The 25,480-nt window shown below is 65.5% G+C and carries 17 protein-coding genes, 2 tRNA genes and 3 rRNA genes; 17 read left to right on the forward strand and 5 right to left on the reverse strand.

Annotated features, from left to right (window positions below; all coding sequences use genetic code 11):
• Window positions 1–23 precede the first annotated feature (23 nt).
• Entirely contained in the window at window positions 24–1,799 is a 1,776-nt protein-coding gene (locus tag ACOZ4N_RS16335; RefSeq protein WP_424017429.1) for a tryptophan--tRNA ligase, read from the forward strand.
• A gap of 3 nt (window positions 1,800–1,802) precedes the next feature.
• On the opposite strand, the gene ACOZ4N_RS16340 is transcribed toward ACOZ4N_RS16335, so the two are convergent.
• Window positions 1,803–2,228 (reverse strand): hypothetical protein, encoded by a 426-nt coding sequence (locus ACOZ4N_RS16340; RefSeq protein WP_424017430.1) that lies wholly within the window; start codon window positions 2,226–2,228, stop codon window positions 1,803–1,805.
• A gap of 319 nt (window positions 2,229–2,547) precedes the next feature.
• Between ACOZ4N_RS16340 and ACOZ4N_RS16345 the strand changes: the two genes are divergently transcribed.
• Window positions 2,548–4,059: a phenylalanine--tRNA ligase subunit alpha gene (locus ACOZ4N_RS16345; RefSeq protein WP_424017431.1), complete on the forward strand. Its 1,512-nt coding sequence runs from the start codon at window positions 2,548–2,550 to the stop codon at window positions 4,057–4,059.
• Window positions 4,059–5,804, forward strand: a complete 1,746-nt coding sequence (gene pheT / locus ACOZ4N_RS16350; protein WP_424017432.1) for a phenylalanine--tRNA ligase subunit beta — start codon at window positions 4,059–4,061, stop codon at window positions 5,802–5,804. Before ACOZ4N_RS16345 ends, pheT begins: the two co-directional genes overlap by 1 nt.
• Before the next feature lie 129 nt (window positions 5,805–5,933).
• On the opposite strand, the gene ACOZ4N_RS16355 is transcribed toward pheT, so the two are convergent.
• The 4 genes from ACOZ4N_RS16355 to ACOZ4N_RS16370 all read right to left on the reverse strand — a co-directional run bounded on the left by ACOZ4N_RS16355 (window position 5,934) and on the right by ACOZ4N_RS16370 (window position 11,013).
• On the reverse strand, window positions 5,934–7,784 hold the full coding sequence (locus tag ACOZ4N_RS16355) for a sensor histidine kinase (RefSeq protein WP_424017433.1): 1,851 nt from the start codon (window positions 7,782–7,784) through the stop codon (window positions 5,934–5,936).
• 62 nt (window positions 7,785–7,846) lie between these two features.
• On the reverse strand, window positions 7,847–9,649 hold the full coding sequence (locus ACOZ4N_RS16360; protein ID WP_424017434.1) for a histidine kinase N-terminal 7TM domain-containing protein: 1,803 nt from the start codon (window positions 9,647–9,649) through the stop codon (window positions 7,847–7,849).
• Window positions 9,650–9,711: 62 nt separating this feature from the next.
• Window positions 9,712–10,764, reverse strand: a complete 1,053-nt coding sequence (locus ACOZ4N_RS16365) for a quinone-dependent dihydroorotate dehydrogenase (protein WP_424017435.1) — start codon at window positions 10,762–10,764, stop codon at window positions 9,712–9,714.
• A gap of 51 nt (window positions 10,765–10,815) precedes the next feature.
• Window positions 10,816–11,013 (reverse strand): hypothetical protein, encoded by a 198-nt coding sequence (locus tag ACOZ4N_RS16370; protein ID WP_049995293.1) that lies wholly within the window; start codon window positions 11,011–11,013, stop codon window positions 10,816–10,818.
• A 282-nt stretch (window positions 11,014–11,295) separates the two neighbouring features.
• On the opposite strand from ACOZ4N_RS16370, the gene ACOZ4N_RS16375 reads away from it, so the two are divergent.
• The 14 genes from ACOZ4N_RS16375 to ACOZ4N_RS16440 all read left to right on the forward strand — a co-directional run bounded on the left by ACOZ4N_RS16375 (window position 11,296) and on the right by ACOZ4N_RS16440 (window position 25,434).
• Window positions 11,296–11,607 (forward strand): non-histone chromosomal MC1 family protein, encoded by a 312-nt coding sequence (locus ACOZ4N_RS16375; protein WP_424017436.1) that lies wholly within the window; start codon window positions 11,296–11,298, stop codon window positions 11,605–11,607.
• Window positions 11,608–12,361: 754 nt separating this feature from the next.
• A 16S ribosomal RNA gene (locus ACOZ4N_RS16380) occupies window positions 12,362–13,834 on the forward strand.
• 109 nt (window positions 13,835–13,943) lie between these two features.
• Window positions 13,944–14,015, forward strand: a tRNA-Ala gene (locus ACOZ4N_RS16385).
• Between the two features lie 343 nt (window positions 14,016–14,358).
• Window positions 14,359–17,275: ribosomal RNA gene (locus ACOZ4N_RS16390) — 23S ribosomal RNA — on the forward strand.
• Between the two features lie 112 nt (window positions 17,276–17,387).
• A 5S ribosomal RNA gene (gene rrf / locus ACOZ4N_RS16395) occupies window positions 17,388–17,509 on the forward strand.
• The 16S, 23S and 5S rRNA genes sit together here with 1 tRNA gene alongside, the layout of an rRNA operon.
• 150 nt (window positions 17,510–17,659) lie before the next feature.
• Window positions 17,660–18,862 carry an acyl-CoA dehydrogenase family protein gene (locus tag ACOZ4N_RS16400; RefSeq protein ID WP_424017437.1) on the forward strand — a complete coding sequence of 401 codons (1,203 nt, stop codon included), beginning with the start codon at window positions 17,660–17,662 and terminating at the stop codon, window positions 18,860–18,862.
• A gap of 41 nt (window positions 18,863–18,903) precedes the next feature.
• Window positions 18,904–18,979, forward strand: a tRNA-Cys gene (locus tag ACOZ4N_RS16405).
• A gap of 216 nt (window positions 18,980–19,195) precedes the next feature.
• Window positions 19,196–19,738 (forward strand): DUF6789 family protein, encoded by a 543-nt coding sequence (locus ACOZ4N_RS16410; RefSeq protein ID WP_424017438.1) that lies wholly within the window; start codon window positions 19,196–19,198, stop codon window positions 19,736–19,738.
• A 50-nt stretch (window positions 19,739–19,788) separates the two neighbouring features.
• Window positions 19,789–20,856, forward strand: coding sequence for a DUF7350 domain-containing protein (locus ACOZ4N_RS16415; protein ID WP_424017439.1), 1,068 nt, complete (start codon window positions 19,789–19,791; stop codon window positions 20,854–20,856).
• Between the two features lies 1 nt (window position 20,857).
• On the forward strand, window positions 20,858–21,790 hold the full coding sequence (locus tag ACOZ4N_RS16420; protein WP_424017440.1) for a DUF7282 domain-containing protein: 933 nt from the start codon (window positions 20,858–20,860) through the stop codon (window positions 21,788–21,790).
• Window positions 21,791–21,843: 53 nt separating this feature from the next.
• Window positions 21,844–22,890, forward strand: coding sequence for a DUF7350 domain-containing protein (locus tag ACOZ4N_RS16425; RefSeq protein WP_424017441.1), 1,047 nt, complete (start codon window positions 21,844–21,846; stop codon window positions 22,888–22,890).
• Window positions 22,890–24,197, forward strand: coding sequence for a DUF7405 family protein (locus ACOZ4N_RS16430; protein ID WP_424017442.1), 1,308 nt, complete (start codon window positions 22,890–22,892; stop codon window positions 24,195–24,197). Before ACOZ4N_RS16425 ends, ACOZ4N_RS16430 begins: the two co-directional genes overlap by 1 nt.
• 98 nt (window positions 24,198–24,295) lie before the next feature.
• Complete coding sequence (locus tag ACOZ4N_RS16435) at window positions 24,296–24,541, forward strand: UPF0058 family protein (RefSeq protein ID WP_424017443.1); 246 nt, start codon at window positions 24,296–24,298, stop codon at window positions 24,539–24,541.
• Between the two features lie 71 nt (window positions 24,542–24,612).
• Window positions 24,613–25,434 carry a hypothetical protein gene (locus tag ACOZ4N_RS16440; protein WP_424017444.1) on the forward strand — a complete coding sequence of 274 codons (822 nt, stop codon included), beginning with the start codon at window positions 24,613–24,615 and terminating at the stop codon, window positions 25,432–25,434.
• The last annotated feature ends 46 nt before the right edge of the window (window positions 25,435–25,480 follow it).

Raw genomic sequence — 25,480 nt, forward strand, 5'->3', positions numbered from 1 at the left:
GCCAGACACCGGATACGAGACAGATGACACGCGAACCCGACACCGACACGGACGAACCGACCGCGGACGACAGCCCAGTACTCACAGATGGGGGCGCGGCGGGCGCCGACGACGTGGCCCTCGATCCGTGGGGGTCCTCGACGGTCTCGGACTACCGCAAACTGTTCGAGGAGTTCGGCATCGAGCAGTTCGAGGAAGTCTTAGACGAGGTGCCCGACCCCCACTACCTGATGCGCCGGGGCGTGATCTTCGGCCACCGCGACTACCGCCCGGTCGCCCGCGCCATGCGCAACGACGACCCCTGGGCCGCCCTCTCGGGGTTCATGCCCACGGGCGACCCCCACATCGGCCACAAGATGGTCTTCGACGAGATCATCTGGCATCAACGGCAGGGCGGGGACGCCTACGCCCTGATCGCGGACCTGGAGGCCCACAGCGCCCGCGGGCTCTCGTGGGACGAGATCGACGAACACACGCGCAACTACATCCTGAGCCTGCTCGCGCTGGGGTTCGACCCCGACGAGGGCGACCTCTACCGCCAGTCCACCAACCGCGAGGTCCAGGACCTGGCCTTCGAGCTGGGGATCGAGGCGAACTTCTCGGAGTTCCAGGCCATCTACGGTTTCGACGGGGAGACCGACGTGTCCCACATGGAGTCGGTCGTCACCCAGATGGCCGACATCCTCTATCCCCAGCTGGACGAGCCCAAGCCGACGGTGATACCGGTCGGGCCCGACCAGGACCCCCACATGCGGTTCGCGCGGGACTTGGCCGAGCGGATGCGTTATTTCAAGGTGACCGAGGCGTTCGCCAGTTTCGAGTTCGGAGACGACGCCGAACGGCGACTCGTGCGAGGTGCGTACGGTGCCATCGAGGAGGCCGCAGACAGCCAGGACCTCCCCACGGATATCAACCGCTGTGGGCTCGCTGCCGCCCTGCTGGAGGCCTACCGGGACAACCTGTCCGACTTCCGGGGCGAGCGGGCGACGGGCTTCGAGAGCGACCCCGGACTGTTCGACGAGGCGTACTTCTTCGACGACGACGGCGATCTCCGGTTCCCGGATCGGTACAGCGACGACGCGTTCGCCGACCTCCTCGCGGCCTGGGGGTACCCGTTCGACACGATAGACCCCGAGACCTACGACGCAGCCATCGAGAAACTGCGGTCCGCCGGCAAGGAGCCGCTCCGGCCCCGAGTCCGATTTTTCGCCCGGCAGGCCACCGACGAGGCCTTCGACGCGCTCGTCGAAGCGATTCCCGGCGAGAAGCGCCGGTACGAGGGTCACGTCGACGCGTTCGACATGGCGGAGACGGACGCGGAGGAACTCGCCCGCGAGATCGAGGCCGACCACGGCGGGTACGGGTTCATCCCGCCGTCCTCGATCTACCACCGGTTCATGACCGGGCTGACGGGCGGGAAGATGTCCTCGTCGATCCCGGCGAGTCACATCAGCCTGCTCGACGACCCCGAGGAGGGGTACGACAAGGTGAAGGCGGCGACGACGGGTGGCCGGGAGACCGCCGAGGAACAGCGCGAGAAAGGCGGGAAGGCCGACGAGTGTCCCGTCTACGAACTGTACGCCTACCTGCTGTCGGGCGACGACGACGAGTTCGCCAAGGAGGTCTACGAGGAGTGTGTCGGCGGCGAACGGCTCTGTGGCGGGTGCAAAGAGCAGGCCGCCGAGCTGATGGAGCAGTTCCTCGAAGACCACCAGGAGAAACGCGAGGAGTGGGAAGACAAGCTGGACGAGCTGGACTTCGAGTTCGACTCGGATCGGAAGCGAGCGAGCGGCGACTGACCCTCACACGCCGTCGAGCGCGGCGACGAGCAACTCCGCGGTCGCCTCGGCGGCGACCTCGCCGCCCTCGGTGGTGATCTCGACCACGTCACCGCCGGTGTCGACGAGGACTCTCGCCGCCTCGCCGCTGCCTTCGATCATCACCTCTGCCGCCTGCCCGCCGGCGTCGACGACGGCGTCGGCCTGTTCTTCGGCGATGCCTGCGTCCGGTTGCGCGACCCTCGTCACGTCGAGTTCGCCGGCCTCCGGGAGGCTCGTGCCGTCGAGGACGCGCTCGATGGCAGACGGTCCCAGTCCGAAGTCCTCCAGTCCGTCCTGCAGTTCGATGGCCACGTCGGTCAGCGGTGTCGGGTCCGCGAGGGGGACGGCCTCGGACAGCAGGTCGACGACGGTGTCTCGGTTCCGATCCCGTGAATCACGATCTCCCATGTGTGACTGTGGCTACAGATACCGGCATAGGTCTTGCGCTCGCGGGCGACAACGGTACGTTTTTGCCGCCCCATCACAATCGCTCGCACATGGCATCCGAACCCCACTGCCAGTCGGTCGTGCGCCAGGGAGTCCCGAGAGCGGGGTTCGACTTCTTTTTCGCCGCCTGAGTCCGGCGGAGTTCGGGCGGCGGGGAGACTCGCCGGCCGGACGAAACCGGTCGCACGCGGGACGCGTTTCAAGCGGTGTGACCCGCGAGCCACGAGTGAGAACCGTTAACTGACCGACCCGCGCGGTACGTAACAACGACTATCCACGCATGAAACTGCCACAGGCACAGGTCGCGGTGCTAGAGGCCGCGAGCGCAGACGAGCAACGAACGATCGACCGCATCGCCGAGGCCGCCGATCTCAAACCCGAGACCGCAACGCGTGCGGCCTTCGAACTCGACGACGCGGGCCTGCTGGAGGTGACCGAACGCACCACCAGCGACGTGGAACTGACCGAGGAGGCCGAGCGCTACGTCGAGGCGGGCCTGCCCGAACTCCGCCTCTACGAGGCCGCCGTCGACGCGGGGGCCGACGAGGAACCCGTCCAGATGGGTCAGGTCATCGGCGCGTCCGGGCTGGAGGGCGACGCCGTCGACATCGCGCTGTCGAACTACGCCCGGAAAGGGTACGGCGAGATCGAGGGCGGCGAGATCTCCGCCGATCCCGACGCCGACCCCGACGCCGACGACGAGGCGACCGCGCTTGAGGCCCTCGCGGAGGGTGCCGGCGCGTACGCCCGCGAGACGGCACTGGAGGATCTGGACAACCGCGGCCTGATCGAGCAGACCGAGAACGTGATTCGCTCGGTGACGCTCACCGACGACGGCGTCACCGAGTTGATGGCCGGCATCGAGACGGCCGAGACCGTCGGGCAGGTCACCTCCGAGATGCTCACCAGCGGCGAATGGGAGAACGTCGAGTTCGCCGAGTACAACGTCGAGGCCGAGGCCGAACGGGTCGTCCCCGGCCGCAAGCACGCGCTCCGGGAGATGGCCGAACGCGTCACTGACGTGCTGGTGGGAATGGGCTTCCAGGAGATGCAGGGGCCACACGTCGACGCCGACTTCTGGATCAACGACTGCCTGTTCATGCCCCAGGACCACCCGGCGCGCAACCACTGGGACCGGTTCGCCCTCGACACGCCCGAATCCATCGACGAACTCCCCGCGGACCTCGCCGAGGCCGTCGAGTCGGCCCACCGCGAGGGCGTCGGGCCGGACGGCGAGGGCTACCACTCGCCGTGGGAGCTGGACTTCGCGAAGGCCCTCGCACTCAGGGGCCACACAACCTCGCTCACCGCCCGACACCTCTCGGGCGAGGCGATGGGCGACCTGGAGCCGCCCCAGCGCTTCTTCTCCATCGAGAAGGCCTACCGCAACGACACGCTGGACGCGACCCACCTGCTGGAGTTCTTCCAGATCGAGGGCTGGGTGATGGCCGAGGACCTCTCCGTGCGTGACCTGATGGGCACGTTCACCGAGTTCTACGAGCAGTTCGGGATCACGGACATCGAGTTCAAGCCCCACTACAACCCCTACACCGAACCGAGCTTCGAGCTCTTTGGCCGCCACCCCGAGACGGGCGAGATGATCGAGATCGGCAACTCGGGGATCTTCCGGCCCGAGATGCTGGAGCCCCTCGGCGTCGACTGCGACGTGATGGCGTGGGGCCTGGCGCTGGAGCGACTGTTCATGCTCGCCACCGGCGCGGAGGACATCCGCGACGTGCACGGCACGCTGGTCGATCTCGAATTCCTGCGCGAGGAGGAGGTGACCTACTGATGCCAACCGTCGAAATCGACCCGGACGAACTGCGCCACCTGACCGGCCACGACGAGAAAGACGACGAACAGTTGAAGGAGGACCTGTTCGGCCTCGGCCTCGAATTCGAGGGCGAGACCGACGACGGCGAGTTCGAACTCGAATTCGCCCCCGACCGACTCGACCGGCTCTCGGTCGAGGGCGTGGCGCGCTCGTTGCGCTACCAGTACGGCGACGACCGCGGGGTGTACGTCCCCAGCACGAACGACGCCGAGTGGACGATCCGCGTCGCGGACGTGCCAGAGGACCGCCCCTACGTGACGGGTGCCATCGTCCGTGGGCTGGACATGGACGACGCGGCCCTCGAATCGCTGATCCAGGTCCAGGAGAAGCTCCACGCGACGATGGGTCGCCAGCGCGCGAAGGGGGCCATCGGCGTCCACGACCTGACGATGCTGAAAGGCGAGACGCTGAAGGAAGACGACGACAGCGCGAAGTCGATCACCTACACCGGCGTCGACGCGGACGACGAGACGATGGTGCCCCTGGAGGGCGATCAGGAGCTGACGCTGCGGGAAGTGCTGGAGGTCCACCACATCGGCCAGGAGTACGCCGACCTCGTGTCCGACTACGAGTCGATGCCCGCGATCTACGACGAGATCGGGCTGTTCTCGTTCCCGCCGGTGGTCAACGGCCGCCGGACGGAGGTCTCGGCCGGTTCGCGGGACCTCTTTATCGAGATGACCGGCACCGACCAGTGGACGGTCGACAAGATGCTGAACATCGTCTGTTACGCCCTCGACGCCCGCGGTGGGAAAGTCGAGGAGGTCAACGTCGAGTACACCGACGACGCACCCGTGACGCCCGACGCCGGGCGCGAACTGATCCGGCCGGACCTAGTGACCAAGGAAAAGACCGTCGCTCACGGCGACATCGAGACGATGCTCGGCGTCGACCTGGACGAACGGGACGTGGTCGACCTGATCGAGCGGGCCGGGATGGACGCCGAACGGGCCGAGACCGACGACGGCGCGGCGGCCTACCGGGTCGAGGTCCCGCCCTACCGGGTCGACGTGCTCCACCCGGTGGACCTGATCGACGACGTGGGGCGGGCCTACGGGTTCAACGAACTCGAACCGCGCTACCCCGACGTGTCGACCGTCGGCGGCCGACACGAGCGCTCCCGGCTGGAAGACGCCGTCCGCGACCGGCTGGTCGGGCAGGGCTTCGAGGACCTGCTGAACTTCCACCTGATCGACGAGGAACAGAACTACGAGCGCCTCGGAGTCCAACAGGGCAGTGACGCCTTCGGCGGCGGCGAGGCCGTCACCATCGAACAGCCCTACAGCGAGGACTTCACGATGGTGCGCTCGTGGGCGCTCCCCTCGATCATGATGGTCCTGGAGAACAACACGCACCGCGCGTACCCACAAGATCTCGCGGAGGTCGGGTTCTCGGCGCACGTCGACGAGCGCGAGAACACGAACGTCGCGGAACGGCGGACCGTCGCCGCGGCGCTCTGTCACGCCGGCGCGTCCTACGAGGACGCGAAGGCCGCGCTCCGGGCGCTCGTGGACGGGTTCGACAAGGAACTGGAGACGCCCGCGACCGAGCATCCGACCTTCATTTCCGGTCGAACGGCCAGCGTCGTGATCGATGGCGAGGAGGTCGGGGTCATCGGCGAGGTCCACCCCGAAGTGATCGTCGAACACGACATCGAACTGCCGGTGGCGGCGTTCGAGTTCGATCTGGACGGGCTCCGGTAGGGACGGCGAGGGAAGCGAGCGGCGTTTTTGGTCCAGCTTTTTCGAGGCGTGGTTCGTGAGCATCGCGAGCGAACCCGACGACGAAAAAGGTGGTCGCAGTTCGATCTGGACGGGCTGCGCTAGGGACCGCTACTTCTCACTCGGCGTCGGCCGCGCGTCACGCTCGCTGGCGCGGATGTCGCCGGTAATCTCGAATCGTGCACCGCCGGAAGACTCGCTCCGCTCGTCTTCCGAGCCACCACTCGTTTCACTCGCGGTGACACCCGTCTCGCTCTCGGTGACGGTGATCTCCCAGCCGTGGGCTTCGACGATGGTGCGGACGATGGCGAGCCCGAAGCCGGTGCCCTCGGGGTCGGAGCTGAACCCCTGTTCGAGGACTTGCTCGCGGTGGTCGGGGTCGATGCCGGGGCCGTCGTCGGCGACGAAGAAGCCGCCGTCGCACTCGCCGACGGTGACGGTTACGTCGGGGCCACCGTGTTCCACACTGTTCCGAAAGAGGTTCTCGAACACCTGGAGGAGGCGACCGCGGGACGCGGCGACGGTCAGGTCGGCCGGAACGTCGAGGGCCGCGTCTTTCGTCTCGACGTTGCCCCACGCCTCCCGGGCGACCGCCGCGAGGTCGAGGGGTTCGGTGTCGTCGATGGTCTTGCCGAGGCGGGCGAAGGTCAACACGTCGTCGACGATGGCTTCCATCCGGTCGAGCGCCTGTCGGGCCTCGTCGAGGTGTTCCTGGTCGTCGCCGGCGTCGATCAACTGGAGTCGACCGCTGATGACGTTCATCGGGTTTCGCAAGTCGTGAGAGACGATGCCGGCGAAGTCCTCGAGCTGGTCGTTCTGTCGTTCGAGTTCGGCCGTGCGTTGTTCGAGTTTGCGCTTGCGTCGCTCGCGGTCGGTCACGTCGTGGATCAACGCGACGTAGCCCTGCATCTCGCCGTCCTCGGTGAGTGCGCTCACGAGTACGTCGAAACAGCGGGGGTCGCCGTCGGCGGGTTCGATCCAGAGGCCGGTGTAGCGGCCGTTGATCACCTCGCCGGGGTCGACGGTCATGAACTCGGGCGGGCCGTCGACGAACAGGTCCGGCGCGATCACCGTTTCGAGGTCTTTCCCGACGACGCGGCTGTCGGCCCGTCCGATCATCCGTTTGCCGAGCGGGTTGGTGTCGACGATGCGGCCCTGGTGGTCGACCACGAGGAAGCCGGTGCCCATCTCCTCGATGGCCTGATCCCGCGCCAGCGGCGTGAGGTTCTTCGAGTGGCGGCCGACCGTCGCCAGGAGGCGCTGGAGCGGGAGAAAGGAGAGGGTTCGGTAGCTGACCGTCACCACGAGCGAGAGGGTACCAAAGAACAGGAATCCGAGCGGGGTGAGCGTGTAGTACGGCGTCGGACTCAGTCCGAGGACGGTCACGAGATGCGTGGCGTGTAACACGCCGAGCAGGGCCAGCAGGAAGAACGTGCGCTTGCGAAAGACGTTGCGCGAGCGCAGGAACATCTTGTAGAGGAGGCCCTCGTTGACGAACAGCAGGGCGTTGCCGAACACGTAGTGGACCGTCATGAGGTCGTAGCCGAAGGCACCGAACGCCTCGCCCCGGCCGAGTGCGAGCGTCACCTCCGGCGAGACGAGGTCGTGGCCGACCAGTACCAGGGCGATCACGACGAGCGGTTCGAGGACGACGAGGGCCTTCAGGGGCCTGCCGATCCCGTCGGAGCGGCCCGTGTACGCGAGGGTAAAGAGCAGGAACAGCGAGGGGATGGCGATGGCGCCCGCCATGGTGATGCGGTTGCCGAGCAGTCGCATCTCCAGGGCCGTCGTCGAGACGACGATCACCTGGCCGGCCGCCCAGAGTGTGACCGCGAACGCCGCCAGGGAGAGCCACGTCGCCCCGCCTTTCGGTCGCTCGCGCCAGACGACGGCCGTGACCGCGACTCCGAGTAGCGCCGACAGCGCCAGTAGGAGCGTGTACGGCGTCACCTGCCAGGGCATACTGGACGTGGATCGCCGGGGCGGATAAACCTCGCTTCCGTGTTATCTCGCGTGATACTGACTCAGTCGGCGACGGCCCGTGCGTTCTGGTCGCTGGCGAGGCTCTCGCCGGTGATCTCGAAACGCGCACCACCGGTTTCGCTCTCGGTGACGGTGATCTCCCAGCCGTGGGCTTCGACGATGGTCTCGATGATGGCGAGGCCAAAGCCCGTGCCGTCCTCGTCGGTCGAGAACCCCTCGTCGAAGACCTCCGTCCGCCTAGCGGGTGGGATGCCGGGGCCATCGTCGGCGACGTAGAACCCGCCGTCCCCGTCGAGTGTGCCGACGGTGACGGTTACGTCGGGGCCACCGTGTTCCACGCTGTTCCGAAAGAGGTTCTCGAACAGCTGGCGCAGGCGGCTCGGGTCGCCCTCGACGGTCACGTCGACGTCGACGGTGAGAGTCGCGTCGCGGGTGTCGACGGTCTCCCAGGCCTCGGTCGCGACCGCCGCGAGGTCGACCCGCTCGGTGTCGCTGACCGACTGCCCGCTCCGGGCGAGCGTCAACACGTCGTCGATGATCTGGCGCATCCGGTCCAGGGCGGCCCTGGCGGGGTCGACGTGGTCGCTGTCGGTCTCGCGGTCGATCAGTTCGAGGTGGCCGTCGGCGACGGTCAACGGGTTGCGCAGGTCGTGGGAGACGATGCCGGCGAAGTTGTCGAGCTGTTCGTTCTGTCGCTTGAGTTCTACGTTTTGCTCCCGGAGCTTCCGCTTCCGTCGCTCACGGTCGGTCACGTCGTGGATCAGGGCGACCGATCCCGAGCCCGCGTCGTCACCCAGACTCGTGACCAGCACGTCGAAACAGCGCTGTTCACCGGCCGGGGTCTCGACCCAGATGCCGGAGTACCGACCGCTGGGGTCGCCCGCATTCTCGTCGCTTTCGACGTCGAAAAACGCCGGCGTGCCGTCGACGAATATCTCCGGGGGGATGACCGCCGAGACTTCCTTGCCGACGACACGTTCGTCCTCGCGTGCGAGGATGCGTTTGCCCATCGGGTTGATGTCGACGATGCGGCCGGCGTGATCGATCACCATGAAACCGGTCGCCATCTCCTCGATGGCACGCTCACGTGCGATGGGGGTGAGGTTCTTCGAGTGGCGGCTGAACAGTCGGAGGAGCCGCTGGAGCGGGAGGAACTCGAACCCCCGGTAGCTCACCAGCGCCAGCAGCGAGAGCGCACCGAACAGCAGGAAGCCAAGCGGCGTGAGCGTCTGGTACGGCGTCGGGCTCAGGCCCGCCACGCTCAGGAACTGGCAGGCGTGGAGGAAGACGATCAGCGCGAGCAAAAAGAAGGTGCGCTTGCGAAAGACGTTGCGCGACCCCAGGAACATCCTGTAGAGGAGGAACTCGCCGACGAACAGCAGTGCGTACCCGTAGGCGTGCTGGGCGACGAGCACGGGACCGTACTTGACGAACAGCGTCGCGCCCTGTGCACCGGCCGCGAGCGTCCCCTCGGCGAACATGAGGGGGCTACCCGACAGCGCCAGCGCGCTGAGTATCGTCGGTTCCCCGAGCAACACGACGAGCACTGGTGTGCTGACGCGGTCACCGTGCCCGGTGTACGCCAGCGAGAACAGCAGCCACAGCGGCGGGACAAACACCATGGCGGCGACGGTCAGTCCACTCCCCAGCAGACGGACCGACTGGCTCCCACTCGATACGACGACGACCTGGCCGAACGCCCAGGCGGCGACCGCGACGGCCGCCAGGGAGAGCCACGTCGACCCGGCCTTGGGGCGCTCCCGCCAGATGGCGGCGGCGACGACCAGCCCCAGCACTCCCGAGACCGCGAGTGGCGCCGTCAACCCGGAGACGTGCCAGGTCACTGAATTGCTAGAGACGAACGATCCGTTAAAAATTCCCGCCGGTTACCGCGGCTGATACGGCGTCAGTCCAGATCCGCGCCGACGGCCTCGCGCACCGAATCGAATCCGTCGCGTTCGAGCAGGTCGAGCAGACCGCGGTTGATGTCGCGGGCGATCCCGGGCCCGCGGTAGACGAGGCCGGTGTACAGCTGGACCACGCTCGCGCCCGCGCGAATCTTCCGGTAGGCGTCCTCGGCGGTCGCCACGCCGCCGACGCCGACGACCGGGGCGTCGGTGCGCTCGGCGACGAACCGGACCATCTCCGTCGCCCGGCGCTCGATGGGTTTCCCGGAGAGGCCGCCCGTCTCGGCGCGGTTCGGGCTGCGCAACGAGGCCGGCCTGTCCGTGGTCGTGTTCGTGGCGACGACGCCGTCGAGATCGAGTTCGTCGACCAGACCGAGGGCGTCCTCGACGGCCGGGTCGGGCAGGTCCGGCGAGAGTTTGACCAGGAGCGGCGACGCGCCCGCGTCCTGGAGTTCACCGAGGATGGCTTCCATCGAATCGCGGTTCTGGAGTTCGGCGAAGCCCTGGGAGTTGGGACAGGAGACGTTGACGACGAAGAAATCACCGCCGGACGCGACCTGTTCGTAGGTCTCGCGGTAGTCGGCCGGGGCGTCCTCCGGGTCGACGTGTTCGGACTTGGCGACGTTGACGCCGACGGGAACGGGGGCGTCGGTGGTCGCCAGTCGGTCGCCGACGGTGGCCGCCCCGTGGTTGTTGAGTCCCATGCGGTTGATCAGGCCCTCGTCCTCGCGGAGGCGGAACATCCGGGGGCGAGGGTTGCCCTCCTGTGGAACGGCCGTGACGCCGCCGACCTCGACGAAGCCAAAGCCCAGTGCGGCGAGCGCGCCGGGGATCTCGGCGTTCTTGTCGAAGCCGGCCGCGACGCCGACGGGGTTCGGGAACGTCTGGTCGAACGCCTCGACGGTCAGGCGGTCGTCCTCGACGGTGTAGTACCGGGCCATGGCGTCGGTGACGGGGGTGTCGTCGACGACGCCGAGCAGGCTGTGGACGCTTCGGTGGGCAGTCTCGGCCGGGAGTCTGAACAACAGGGGTTTCGCGAGTTCGTAGATCACACTCTCTCCTCGTGGGTGGTCGGTCGGCGATGGCTCAGTACGGTTGGGGCGTCAGAACTCGTGTTCGACGTCCTCCGGGTCGGCCTTCTGGATGATGATCTTGTTGTCCCGTACCCGAACGAACACCTCGTCGCCGATCTCCATGCCGGCGACCGCCAACTCGTCCTCGTGCAGGTTGATGTGGACGTTGTGGTACTCGCCATCCTCGTCCTTGGCGCCACTCGGACTCAGCTTCTTTTTTCGCACCATCGCGCTATCGTACGTCGTGGTTCGCCGTAGGAGTTACTTAAGCTTACCGTGCGAGGTCGGTCTCTCACGGGGCCTGCTGGCCGGCGAACTGCCGAGAGGACACCATCGTCGACCGCGCCCGCGCGCCAGCACGGGCGAAATCCGCCCGATACCGGTTGATTTTCGCCTAAACCCCTGAGCGGTTTATCGGATACTATATAAATTCACCGCCCGACGGCGGGGGGATCCGGGGGTATATTTATGGTTGGTCATGTGCTGAATTGACACGGAGAGGCGAAAACCATGGCACGTGACCAAGATAAGCGTAACTTCGCGCTTCGAGAGTCGAACGGAGACGAGTCCAGCGTCTTCTCCGGTGGCACACCCCGGCAGGCAGCACTGAAGGCGGCCCGGCGGCTCGATCCGGCGAGCAGTGAGTCCGCCGCCGACCGAACGGAGCTCCGGCTCCGCGAGAAGGGCACGCACAAAGTGCACATCTACGAGGGGTGGGCCTGGGAGGAAGACGCGCCGGACGACAAACCCGACTGGATGCCCAACGAGATCACGAAAGGCAACGTCGAGAAACAAGGTGTCGAACACCTCGAGGAGATCTGAGTACGCGGCTTCGACGGAGGTTTCTTTGCGTCCATTTTCACTGCGCGCACACGGGCACGTACCCACAAACATAACCCGTTCTCGATCCAACCGCCGACTGCGTGGAAACACCCGGCCAGACCGAACGCACCACGCGCGGGATGACCGGCCGGCCTCCGCCCACGCGACAGTTCCTGCCGACCCGATTACAGCCATCTACCAGATCCGGTACATGTATGTGGACCGGTAGCGGGTCGAGCGCGCGCGAGCAGTTCCCATGGAATCGCCTGCCGTATCGGCTCCGGTTCGACGGGCTTAAGTAAATCACCCCCATCGGAAGAAACACGAAGGCGGGGCGGTGGGACGAAGCCCACTGCCCGGCGGTCTGCATCGATCCCCTTAAGTCTACGAAGGGGATCTTCGCAAACACACACGGCCGCCCCGGATGCGGATTCCGGGCGTGACCGATCCGATGCCCTTAAGTGTAACAGGGCATTCGGAAGGAATGCAGACACGGCCGGTCCGGGGCCGACATCGCCCGGCAGCGGTCCGAACGAACACCGACACCCTTATACGGTGTCCCGGTGTACAATTAGGTCCGCAATGAATGAGGATTCCACCCCTGCGGTCCGCCGTATAGATGGGATCTGATGTTAGCCCTGGCAGTTCGGTGACACTCGGTCGGTCCGTGTGTCGTCGAACGTGTTATACCTTCGATAGTCACACTCTTTCGAGAGTGTGTCCCGCCTAACCCTCCTGGCTTCGGCCAGGAGACATTCCGGTTGATCCTGCCGGAGGCCATTGCTATCGGAGTCCGATTTAGCCATGCTAGTCGCACGGGTTCAGACCCGTGGCAGATAGCTCAGTAACACGTGGCCAAACTGCCCTATGGATGGAGACAACCTCGGGAAACTGAGGCTAATCTCCAATACGGCTCTCATGCTGGAGTGCAGAGAGCTGGAAACGCTCCGGCGCCATAGGATGTGGCTGCGGCCGATTAGGTAGACGGTGGGGTAACGGCCCACCGTGCCGATAATCGGTACGGGTTGTGAGAGCAAGAGCCCGGAGACGGAATCTGAGACAAGATTCCGGGCCCTACGGGGCGCAGCAGGCGCGAAACCTTTACACTGCACGACAGTGCGATAAGGGGACTCCGAGTGCGAGGGCATACAGTCCTCGCTTTTCTGTACCGTAAGGTGGTACAGGAACAAGTGCTGGGCAAGACCGGTGCCAGCCGCCGCGGTAATACCGGCAGCACGAGTGATGGCCGCTATTATTGGGCCTAAAGCGTCCGTAGCCGGCCGAGCAAGTTCGTTGGGAAATCTGCCCGCTTAACGGGCAGGCGTCCGGCGAAAACTGTTCGGCTTGGGGCCGGGAGACCTGAGGGGTACGTCCGGGGTAGGAGTGAAATCCCGTAATCCTGGACGGACCACCGGTGGCGAAAGCGCCTCAGGAAAACGGACCCGACGGTGAGGGACGAAAGCTAGGGTCTCGAACCGGATTAGATACCCGGGTAGTCCTAGCCGTAAACGATGCTCGCTAGGTGTGGCGCAGGCTACGAGCCTGCGCTGTGCCGTAGGGAAGCCGTGAAGCGAGCCGCCTGGGAAGTACGTCTGCAAGGATGAAACTTAAAGGAATTGGCGGGGGAGCACTACAACCGGAGGAGCCTGCGGTTTAATTGGACTCAACGCCGGACATCTCACCAGCACCGACAGTGTGCAGTGAAGGTCAGGTTGATGACCTTACTGGAGCCACTGAGAGGAGGTGCATGGCCGCCGTCAGCTCGTACCGTGAGGCGTCCTGTTAAGTCAGGCAACGAGCGAGACCCGCATCCCTAGTTGCCAGCAGCAACCTTGTGTTGGCTGGGTACACTAGGGAGACTGCCGCTGCCAAAGCGGAGGAAGGAACGGGCAACGGTAGGTCAGTATGCCCCGAATGTGCTGGGCAACACGCGGGCTACAATGGCCGGGACAGTGGGACGCGACCCCGAGAGGGAGAGCTAATCTCCTAAACCCGGTCGTAGTTCGGATTGCGGACTGAAACTCGTCCGCATGAAGCTGGATTCGGTAGTAGTCGCGTGTCATTAGCGCGCGGCGAATACGTCCCTGCTCCTTGCACACACCGCCCGTCAAAGCACCCGAGTGAGGTCCGGATGAGGCCACCATGCGGTGGTCGAATCTGGGCTTCGCAAGGGGGCTTAAGTCGTAACAAGGTAGCCGTAGGGGAATCTGCGGCTGGATCACCTCCTACAGACCGGGACTGGGGTCACACCCAGCCCACCTTTGGAGGATCGCGTTCGAGCCACGAACCGACCGAGCACCTATGAACTGCCAGGGCTGACATTTGTCCGCAGGGAAGGGCCCATAGCTCAGCGGCAGAGCGCCGCCTTTGCAAGGCGGAGGCCCTGGGTTCAAATCCCAGTGGGTCCATATCCCGTACCGGAGCCGAACCGTGCCCCTTAAGTGGGACACGACGTTCGATCCGGGTACGGAAGACCGATGCACCACTCCGTGTGAACGCGAGTGGGAAGGGTTGATGCACGCACCGGCAACCACCGGGCGTTGCAGATGAGACTGTGTGTACGTGCGATCCAGGCGTCCACTGGACTCGTGTGCAGTTCATCGAGTCTTGAGACGTTGTCAGACTCTCTGAGTCTGACAGCACGCCAGACGTAGTCTGGCGGACGCGACTCGGAATCATATCCGAGTCACTACACGACCCGGACCTAGTCCGGGTCACCAACATGATCTGGAGTCATTCCAGGTCATCATCAGCGATTGGCTACTATGCCAGCTGGTGGATAGCTCGGCTCAGGTGCCGACGAAGGACGTGCCAAGCTGCGATAAGCTCCAGGGACCCGCACGGAGGGGAAGAACTGGAGATTTCCGAATAGGAATCCTCACTGCAATTGCTTCGCGCAATGGGGAACGCCGGGAATTGAAACATCTCAGTACCGGCAGGAAGAGAAAACGAATGTGATGTCGTCAGTAACCGCGAGTGAACGCGACACAGCCCAAACCGAAGCCTTCGGGCAATGTGGTGTTCGGGCTGACACTCATCACCGGATCGTCTTTACGAAGTCTCCTGGAACGGAGCGTGACACAGGGTGACAACCCCGTAGTGAAGACCAGTACGGTGTGCGTCAGTTCCAGAGTATCGGGGGTTGGAAATCCCTCGTGAACACGGCAGGCATCGACTGCCAAGGCTAAATACTACCTGAGACCGACAGTGAACAAGTAGCGTGAGCGAACGCTGAAAAGCACCCTCAGAAGGGAGGTGCAATAGGGCTTGAAATCAGTTGGCGATGGAGCGACGGGGCACGAAAGGTCCTGTGGCAAACGACCGAGGGGCGACCCTCCAGTAGGACCCACAGGAAGCCGGTGTTCCGTCGTACGTTTTGAAAAACGAGCCAGGGAGTGTACTTGTTTGGCGAGTCTAACCCGGTCATCGGGGAAGGCACAGGGAAACCGACATGGCCGCAGTGCTTTGCACCAGGGCCGCCGTGTTCAAGCGCGGGGAGTCAAACGGGTACGACCCGAAACCGGATGATCTACGCGTGGGCAAGGTGAAGCGTGCCGAAAGGCACGTGGAAGCCTGTTAGGGATGGTGTCCTACAATACCCTCCCGTGACCTACGTGTAGGGGTGAAAGGCCCATCGAATCCGGAAACAGCTGGTTCCGACCGAAACATGTCGAAGCATGACCTCCGCCGAGGTAGTCCGTGGGGTAGAGCGACCGATTGTGGTGTCCGCCTCCGAGAGGAGTCGGCTCCACTGTCAAACTCCAAACCTACGGACGCTGTCGACGCGGGGAGTCCGGTGTGCGGGGTAAGCCTGTGCACCGTGAGGGAGACAACCCAGAGCTGGGTTAAGGTCCCAAAGTGTGGACTAAGTGCGATCGAAGGTTGTCCCGAGCCCTAAACAGCCGGGAGGTGAGCTTAGAAGCAGCTACCCTCTAAGAAAAGCGTAACAGCTTACCGGCCGAGGTTCGGGGCGCCCAAAATGATCGGGGCTCAAGTCCACCACCGAGACCTGGCCGCGCCCTTTACCGGGCGACCGCGTAGGTCGGCGCTCTGATTGGGTGGAAGCAGGGGTGAGAACTCCTGTGGACCGATCAGTGACGAAAATCCTGGCCATAGTAGCAGCGATAGTCGGGTAAGAATCCCGACGGCCTTACGAGCAAGGGTTCCTCGGCACTGTTCGTCAACCGAGGGTTAGCCGGTCCTAAGTCCGTTCGTAACTCGCGACGGACAAAAGGGAAACTGGTTAATATTCCAGTGCTTCTCTGCAGTGAAACCGACGCCTCGGGGTCGACCGGTCCGGGCCTTCGCCCGGACGAACCGTCCAAATCCGTGGAAGCCGTAATGGCACGAAGCGGACGAACGGCGGGATAGCGCAAGCCGGTTCAACCTGGGGCCCGTGAAAAGGGAGCAGAGAATCCGTACCGAGATCCGACACAGGTGCTCGTGGCGGCGAAAGCCAAGGCCTGTCGGGGACAACCGACGTTAGGGAATTCGGCAAGTTAGTCCCGTAAGTTCGCGATAAGGGATGCCTGCCTCGGAAAGAGGCAGGTCTCAGTGACTCGGGCGCTCCGACTGTCTAGTAACAACATAGGTGACCGCAAATCCGCAAGGACTCGTACGGTCACTGAATCCTGCCCAGTGCGGGTATCTGAACACCTAGTACAATAGGACGAAGGACCCGTCAACGGCGGGGGTAACTATGACCCTCTTAAGGTAGCGTAGTACCTTGCCGCTTCAGTAGCGGCTTGCATGAATGGATTAACGAGAGCGCCACTGTCCCAACGTTGGGCCCGGTGAACTGTACGTTCCAGTGCGGAGTCTGGAGACCCCCAAGGGGAAGCGAAGACCCTATGGAGCTTTACTGCAGGCTGTTGCTGGGACATGGTCGCTAATGTGCAGAGTAGGTAGGAGCCGTTACAGAGGTACCCGCGCTAGCGGGCCACCCAGGCACACATGAAACACTACCCGTTAGTGACTGTGACCCTCACTCCGGGAGGAGGACACCAATAGCCGGGCAGTTTGACTGGGGCGGTACGCGCTTGAAAGAATATCGAGCGCGCCCTAAGGCCATCTCAGCCGTGTCGGAGACGCGGCGAAGAGCGCAAGAGCAAAAGATGGCTTGACAGTGTCCTGCCCAACGAGGGACGCTGACGCGAAAGCGTGGTCTAGCGAACCAATGCGCCCGCCCGATGCGGGCCATTGATGACAGAAAAGCTACCCTAGGGATAACAGAGTCGTCACGCGCAAGAGCACATATCGACCGCGTGGCTTGCTACCTCGATGTCGGTTCCCTCCATCCTGCCCGTGCAGCAGCGGGCAAGGGTGAGGTTGTTCGCCTATTAAAGGAGGTCGTGAGCTGGGTTTAGACCGTCGTGAGACAGGTCGGCTGCTATCTATTGGGGGTGTCATGGTACCTGACGGGAACGTCCGTATAGTACGAGAGGAACTACGGATGGTCGCCACTGGTGTACCGGTTGTCCGAGAGGGCACGTGCCGGGCAGCCACGCGACACGGGGTAAGAGCTGAACGCATCTAAGCTCGAAACCCACCTGGAAAAGAGGTACCGCCGAGATCACTCGTAGAAGACGAGATCGATAGACTCGGGGTGTACGCACCGAGGTGACGAGGTGTTTAGCCCGCGAGCACTAACTGATCGAAGCCACCAATCATACCGCATTGAGACTCGATTCCACACGAGTCCAGGCGCTAACTGGATCGCACGTACACACAGTCACACCACCGACACTGGAGAATCGCGGTTCGATTCCGCGAGTCGGCGTTAAGGCGGCCACAGCGGCGGGGTTACACCCGTACCCATCCCGAACACGGAAGTTAAGCCCGCCAGCGTTCCGGGGCCTACTTGAGTGCGCGAGCCTCTGGGAGACCCGGTTCGCCGCCTCCACTCATTTCGACCCGCACCAGCAGCGCGCTGGTGCGGGTCTTTCTATTTCGAACCACCCAGCGACGGCTGACGCTCGCTTTCGAACGGTCGACAACCGTCTGGTCGTTGAAAGTTCACATCTTTATTTGCCGGTAGCCCCTCGTAGGGTGCATGTCATTCACTGACGAATCAGGGTTCGCGGAGTCGGAGACACACCGGATGATGCGGGAGACGGCGCGTGATGTGGCCAGCGGGTACGGCGACGACTACTGGCGGGACGTGTCGGACGGTATGGAGCCGACGGAGTTCTGGCAGGACTGTGCCGACGCGGGCTTTCTCGGGGTCACGGTGCCAGAAGAATACGGCGGCGAGGGTATGGGCATTCGGGAGTTGACGACCATCGTCGAGGAGTTAGTGGCCCACGGGAGCATGGGTGCGGAGATGCTGTTCGTGGTGAACGTCGTTTTCGGTGCGGTGACACTGACGAACCACGGTTCTGAGACACAGAAAGAAGAACTCCTGGAGCCGCTGGTGGACGGCGACCTGAACTTCTGTATGGCGTTGACGGAGCCGAACGCGGGGCACAACGCGCCGAACCTGGATACGTTCGCCGAGGAACAGGACGATGGGACTTTCCTGATCGACGGGAGCAAGCAGTGGATCAGCGGGGTCGACAAGGCGGACAAGATGCTGTTGGTGGCGCGCACGACGCCCAAAGACGAGGTGGCAAAGCGGACGCAGGGGATCACGCTGTTTTTGGCCGATCCACAGGACGAGAACATCGAGCGCAGGGAGCTTGACGTGGGGATTCCGACCCCGGAGAACCAGTACGAACTCTCCTTCGACGGGTACGAGGCGACCGAGGACGACATCATCGGGACGCGGGACATGGGGCTGTACCAGTTGTTCGACACGGTCAATCCCGAACGGTTGGTCGGTGCGGCGGGGGCCATCGGTGTGGGGCGGAACGCCATCGAGCGGGCGGTCGAGTACGCGAACGACCGTGTGGTGTTCGACGAACCGATCGGGGCCCACCAGGCGATTCAGCATCCGCTCGCGGACGCGTACTCGAAGGTCGAGGCGGCGAAGCTACTGGTGCAGAAGGCGTCGTGGCTGATGGACGAGACGGAGGGCACCGAAGACATGAAGAAGACGGCGGAGGTCTCGAACATGGCGAAACTGCGGGCGTCGGAGGCGGGTCACGAGGCGACGGACGTGGCGCTGCAGACCCACGGTGGGAACGGGTTCAGCCGTGACTACATGATCGTCGAGATGTGGAAAGGCAGTCGCCTCGGCACGGTCGCGCCGGGGTCGTCACAGATGATGCGCAATCACATCGCCGAGCACACCCTGGGGCTGCCGCGGTCGTATTAGACCGCTACGCTTAAACGCGGTTCTCGACTACTAACGACTGCGCCAAGGTGGCAGAGTCTGGCCGAACGCGTCCGCCTGCAGAGCGGATCATCGCCGGTTCAAATCCGGCCCTTGGCTTCTGTGTCGCGAACAATTCGTGAGCGACCAGACCCATCGGCCGTGATTTGAACCAGGGAGCGGCCGTGCCGCGACCGTGGTGCAATATCCGGCCCGTGGCGTCTTGTTGTGAACGACTCGCGAGCGACCAGACCCAATCGGTCCGGAGTGCCAATATGAACGCGCAAGCGAACGTGTGCGCATTGCTTTTGTCGCTCGGGCACGTGTGTCTTTATCATGGCTGACAGTGACACACAAACGAGCGCCGAGGAGTTCGAGCCGGCGGTCGAGGGTGAGGTCGCGGAGCCGGATTTCGATCACCTCGCTGGCATCGTCACGGACGGGCTGATCGGGGCCCTGGGTGGGCTGGTCGGGACGGCCGCGATGAGCATCGGGCTGTTCGTGGCGTCGTCGCTGGGCGCGTTCGACATGACCTCGTTCGGTATCCTGGCGGACCTGACCGGGCTGGACGTGATCTTCCCGGCGAACGCCGTCGCGGTCGGCTTCCTGGTCTTTCTCGGCGGCGGGATGGTCACCTGGCCGCTGCTGTTCGCCGCGACGGCGGCGTACCTCCCTGGCGAGCGGTTCGCCACGAAGGGGTTGCCCTACGGGTTCGTCCTCTGGACGGGGTTCGTGCTGGCGTTCTCCCAGGGCGTCGGCGGCGGGACGCTCACGCTCGCGCTCTACGCCGTGTTGACGCTGGTGAGCCACCTCGCGTACGGGTTCAGCCTCGGCGCTGTCTTCGACTACCTCTCGGATCGGCCCGAGACGCTGGTCTGAGCGGGCGACAGGGGAACCTCTAACTCCTCGCCGCCCGAACTCGGTTTCGAATGCACAGGCGACGCCTGCTCGCCCTCCTCGCCGGCAGTGGCGGTGTCGGCCTCGCGGGCTGTAACCGGCCGCGAACCGCGGGAACGCCGACCGATGGGGGAGCCGGGACGGCACCTCTTTCGACTCCAACCGGATCAGGCGACGGCGGCGTGTACGTCCAGCCGTTCGTCGAGCGGATGGGACGGCTGGGGACGGCGACCGCCGGGCCCTACCGGGTGGCGCTGCTGTACACGGTCCCCCACCGGTTCTGGACGGTGACGAACGATCAGCGGTCGCTCGTCCCGAAGGGAAGTGGCGACGGCTACCGTGTCCACCTGATGGCGACCGTCTGGGGCCCCGAGACGGAGGTGGCGATCCCGGAGACGGGGCTCTCGCTCGAACTCGAACGGGACGGGCGACTGGTCTCGGAGGAGGTCATCTATCCGATGCTCTCTCAGCGGATGGGCGTCCACTACGGGGGCAACTTCACGCTCCCGGCCGACGGCGACTACCGCGCCCGGATCGACGTGGGTGCCCTCTCGATCCGTCGAACTGGCGCGTTCCACGGCCAGTTCGACGAGCCGACGACGGTCGAGATCCCGTTCCGGTTCACCGCCCGGGACCGCCGCCGGATCGGTACCCGCTCGATCTCCGGGGCCGGCGAGCCCGGGGCCGTCGCGCCGATGGACGCCACGTTCCCGCTCGGTCGAGCGCCCGATGTCGGGGCCATGCCGGGGACGCACCTCGGGACCGCGCGGAGTGGCGACGCGGTGTTCGAGGTCGTCCGGCTGTCCGACCCGCCCGCGGGCGTCGCGGGTGACGGCCCGTATCTGGCGGTGTCGGCCCGGACGCCGTACAACCGACTGCTCGTCCCCGCGATGTCGCTCTCCGCGTCGGTCGGCGCGTTCGACGGCGATCTCGTCCGGACGCTCGACCCCGATCTGGGGTATCACTACGGCGCGGCGACTCCCGCGCTCGATGACGCCGACCGCCTCCGTCTGACCGTCGCGATGCCGCCACAGATCGCCCGTCACGAGGGGTACGAACGCGCCTTCGTAGAGATGCCGCCGATGGAGCTGTCGATCTGAGATGCGCGCGGGTGTTTTCCTCGTCGGCCTGATCGCCCTCGCCGTCGCGGGGGCTGGCCTCGCGGTCGCTCACGGGAATCACGCGACAGCCAACCCGCAGGTGTCGGCCGACGGCACCGTCGTCGTCGAGGAGGCCTTCCTCTCGACGGACGGGTACCTGGTCCTGCGGGCCGACGACGGCGGTGAACCCGGACGGATCGTCGGCGTCCGGCCACTCGACCCGGGCCGCCACCGCGGCGTCAGCGTCCGGGCCGACGACGGGTTCTGGGCGAACGTGACCGGGAACGCGACGCTGTGGGCGGTGCTGCACGCCGACGCCGAGACGGGGGACGACTTCGATCCGGCCGCGGACACAATGCTGACCTGGTTCGGCGGTCCGGCCGGCCAGCCCGTCCCGGTCGCGAGAGGCGAGCAACCCGCCTCGGTCGTCACCAGCGGGGCCGGCCCGCTCGAAAACGGGACGCTCACGGTCGTCGCGGCGACGCTCCCCGAAGCGGGGCATCTCGTCGTCCACGCGACCGAGAACGGGACGCTCGGCCGGCCACTCGGGTCCCGGACGCTCTCGGCGGGCCGACACACGGGCGTGCGCGTGCCCGTGAACACCACCGGGCTCGACGAGCGGGCGGTCGTCGCGGTCGCCGTCCACACCGACGACGGGAGCGGCCGGTTCGAACCGGGGAGCGATCCGGCGATTCGCGTCGCGGGCGAACCGGTCGCCAGCCGATACGAGCGAGTCCCCGACGGGGGCGACCCGATTCGCGTGAACACGCCGACGCTCGCCGATTCGGGCGGGAATAGCAGGACTGTCGGCCGGACGCCCACGACCGGTTCGCCCGCCGGAACCGCGGCGGACGGTGCGGGGCCGGGAATCTGGGGCGTCGCACTCGCGGCCGTCGTGATCGCCGTGTGGCTGGCGCGTCGCTCGGACGTGTGACGCAGTGTCGTGAACCGGAACGCGCTTTTGTGTCGGATGCCTACTGCCGGGCGATGAACAGACGTGCTGTCCTCCGGGTGGGGGCCGGACTGGTCGGCGCGGGGATCGTCGGGGGCTGTCTCCAGACGGAGTCGCGGTCGGTCCGGTCGCCGCCGCTGGTCGAGAATCGCCCTGATGCGGTCTACTATCCGACGCACTCCGAGGGGATGGAGATGGTCGGATCGACGACCGCCGGCGAGTACGAGATCGCCGCGATGTACAGCTATCCGCACCGCTTCTGGGAGGTCACGGGGTCGGACACCAACCTGAAGAAACTCGACGGGAGCACGGCGATGCACTTCATGACCGTCGTCTGGGACCCCGAGACGAAGACGGTCCTGCCCAACGCCAGTCTGACCGTCGAACTGACGAAAGACGGGTCGCTGGCCGACCAGACCAACATGTACGCGATGCTGTCCCAGCCGATGGGACTGCACTACGGCAACAACCTCGAGGGGACCGGCGACGGCACCTACACCGCCAGCATCGACGTCGGGTCGGTGCCGGAGGACCGCGTTCGCCGGTCCGGTGCCTTCCGGGGTCGGTTCACCGAACCGGAAACGGCCGAGATCGAGTTCGAGTACAGCGAGAGCGCGCGCGACGACCTGCCCTATCAGGAGTACGACGACGCGGGCAAACGCGCCGCCCTGGAGCCGATGGACATGATGGCACCCAGCGCGACCGTCCCGCCGGAGACCGACTTGCCGGGCGAGGTCCGCGGAACGGCCACGAGCGGCGACGCCGTGTTCGTCGTCACGGTGCAGGACACGGTGCCCGCGGGCATCGAGGGCGATGGGCAGTACCTGGCGGTGTTCGCACACACGCCGTACAACCGGATGGTCCTGCCGTCGATGACGCTGTCCGGGGCGCTGGCCGGCGACTCGCTGGCCCTCGAATCGACGCTCGACCCCGACCTGGGCTATCACTACGGCGCGGCCGTCCCCGAGGTGGCCGACGGCGACACCCTCTCGATCACGGTCGACACGCCGCCCCAGTTGACTCGCCACGAGGGCTACGAGATGGCCTTCCTGACGATGCCCGACATGGAGGTGCAACTCTGATGGACCTCGACGACTCGCTACCCCGCCGGCAGTTCATGAAAGCCGCCGTCGCGATGGGTGGGGCCACCGCCCTGAGCGCCTGCCTCGGGCGGGCACCGCGGGCCGGCGAGCCCGTCCCGGAGGGTGTTTCCGATCTCTCGACACTCCCACAGCGCCAGCACGCCTGGAACGACCGCGTGCGCGTGGACGCGGACGGGAACGTCCACCTGCCCCGCCACCAGACGTTCCTGTACCTGACCGTCGACGCCGACGGGCCGCCCGGCGAGGACGCCCGCGAGACCGTCGCGGCGGCCCTGCGAACGCTGGATCGCGCCTACGAGCGGAGCAACGAGGGGCTGGTCTACTCGCTCGCCTACTCGCCAGCCTACTTCGACCGGTTCGAGAAGTCCCTGCCCGACAGCGTGGACCTGCCCGAACCCCGGCGGCTCTCGGGGTTCGAGAACCCCGAGTTCGACACGCAGGACGCCCTGCTCCACCTGGCCAGCGACCGCGCGGACGTGGTGCTGGAGGCCGAAGAAGCCATGTTCGGCGACCGGAGCGAGGCCAACGGGATCGCCGTCGACACGAAACTGAGCGACGCGCTGACCGTCGACGACCGCCGGACGGGCTTCATCGGCGCGGGGTTACCCGCCGAGCGCCAGGCCCAGGGCGGCGAGCCGATCAGCGGCATCCCCGACTCCCTGCCGGTCCCCGAGCAGTCGCCGCTTTTTATGGGGTTCGAGGCCGGCTTCGCGGGGAACCAGGCCACCGAGGACTACGTCACGATCCAGGAGGGCCCGTTCGCCGACGGGACGACCAAACACGTCGCGAACCTCCGTCAGCGACTGGGTGACTGGTACGAGGAACAGAGCTTCGAGGAACGCGTCATGGAGATGTTCAGCCCCGGCCACGCCGAGCAGGGCCTCGTCGAGGGCGTCGGGGACAACCTCGGCGCCGACAGCGGCATCGACCAGTTCCTCGACCCCGAGGCCATCGAGCAGTCGATCGGCGAGCACGGCCGGGTCGGGCACGCACAGAAGGCCGCCCGCGCGAATCGTGACGAAGACGGCAACGTCCGCATCCTCCGGCGACACGTCGAGTCGACCGACGACGACGTGGCCAGCCTCCACTTCCCGTCGCTCCAGCGCCGACTCTCGACGTTCGAGGACGTTCGGGAGGCGATGAACGGCGACGACCTCACCGACAACCCGGCGATCCGACAGCGGGTCAACAACGGCATCCTCGAGTACATCTTCGTCCAGAACCGCGGGAACTTCCTGGTGCCGCCGCGGCGCCACCGCGCGCTCCCGACGCCGCGACCGGCCTGACTCGCTCGTCACGTGGCCAGTCTTTCGGGCCGCGTTCGTGCGGGGTGGTAACACTGCCGTCGTGCGGTTTAGGGTCGTCCAGCCCCTATCCAATATCGATGCGGAAAGACGAATTCCTGTACCTCCACCAGTTGCTCGCCGTGGCACAGCGGACGCTGGCGGCGCGGGGCGTGACTGACGTGGACGCGACTGCGGAGACGGTGTCGCCGATGGCGGCCCACGCGTCGAAGGCGGACCACGAGCGGGCCGTGATGGCGCTGGCGGCGACGCTGGCGACGGCGACGGTCGACGAGCCTGACGCGGGACAGAACGAGCGCGACCGGGCGCGACAGGCGTCGAAGTGATCGGAACCGGCCGGTGACGGTCTCGCTGGCGAAAAGTAACGATTAAAGGCTGTCCTCCCCAGCCTCGAAGTATGCAACGACGAGCCGCGGCGATATACTTCGTTCTCTTCCTCGCCATCGGGGCGGGGTCGTTCGGCTACATCACCGTCGTCGACGCCCAGCGACCCGAAATCGACGTGCAGGGCCAGGAGCTCGGCGACGGCGACACGCTCAGAATCGGCGACCGGATCTACATCGCCTCCGTCTCGGAAGGTAGCGGTGAACTCGCCTGGACCAACCAGTCCGCGCAGGCGACCGCGTCGCTGGAGCACAACGCCACGACGACCTACAACAACCAGTCGTGGACGGTCGTCATCGAGAACCGCACCGGCGTCTCGGAGTTCGACCTCCGCGAGGAGTTCAACGTCAGTGGTATCCTGGCCAGCGATTCGGCGGTCGAGAACGAGACCGTCACCGTCGACGGCGAGGAACAGGTCGTCTACCGCGAGAACCAGACCCTCGAACCGCTCGACGAGTACCTCCCCGCGCCCGAGACGCGCACCTTCGCCGTCGGTGACGAGTACGAGTACGTCGCCGAGGAAGACGGGCAGGTCAACGCCACCGTCACGAACGTGACCACGTCCGCGGCCGAACTCACCTGGACCTCCCCGCAGGAGAACACGATCTCGCTCTCCGAGGGCGGGAACCTCACTCTCGGTGGGACCCAGTACGTCGCCCACTTCCCGGACAACAGCACCGTGATCCTCTCGGAGAACGTGGATGGCTACCTCGAAGACGTCGAGCGCCAGGAGTACTTCACCGAGCGGAAGAACGGTCTCTGGGGCATCGTCTACGTCAGCCTCGGCGCCGCCATCATCCTGCTCGGCGCGGCGTACCTCCCCGTCAAGGACTGACTGCGACTCGTCGCTTCTCGATTTTCGGAGAACGGCTCGTCTCGAT

The sequence above is a fragment of the Halorientalis pallida genome (assembly GCF_049605515.1).
Lineage (GTDB): Archaea > Halobacteriota > Halobacteria > Halobacteriales > Haloarculaceae > Halorientalis > Halorientalis pallida_A.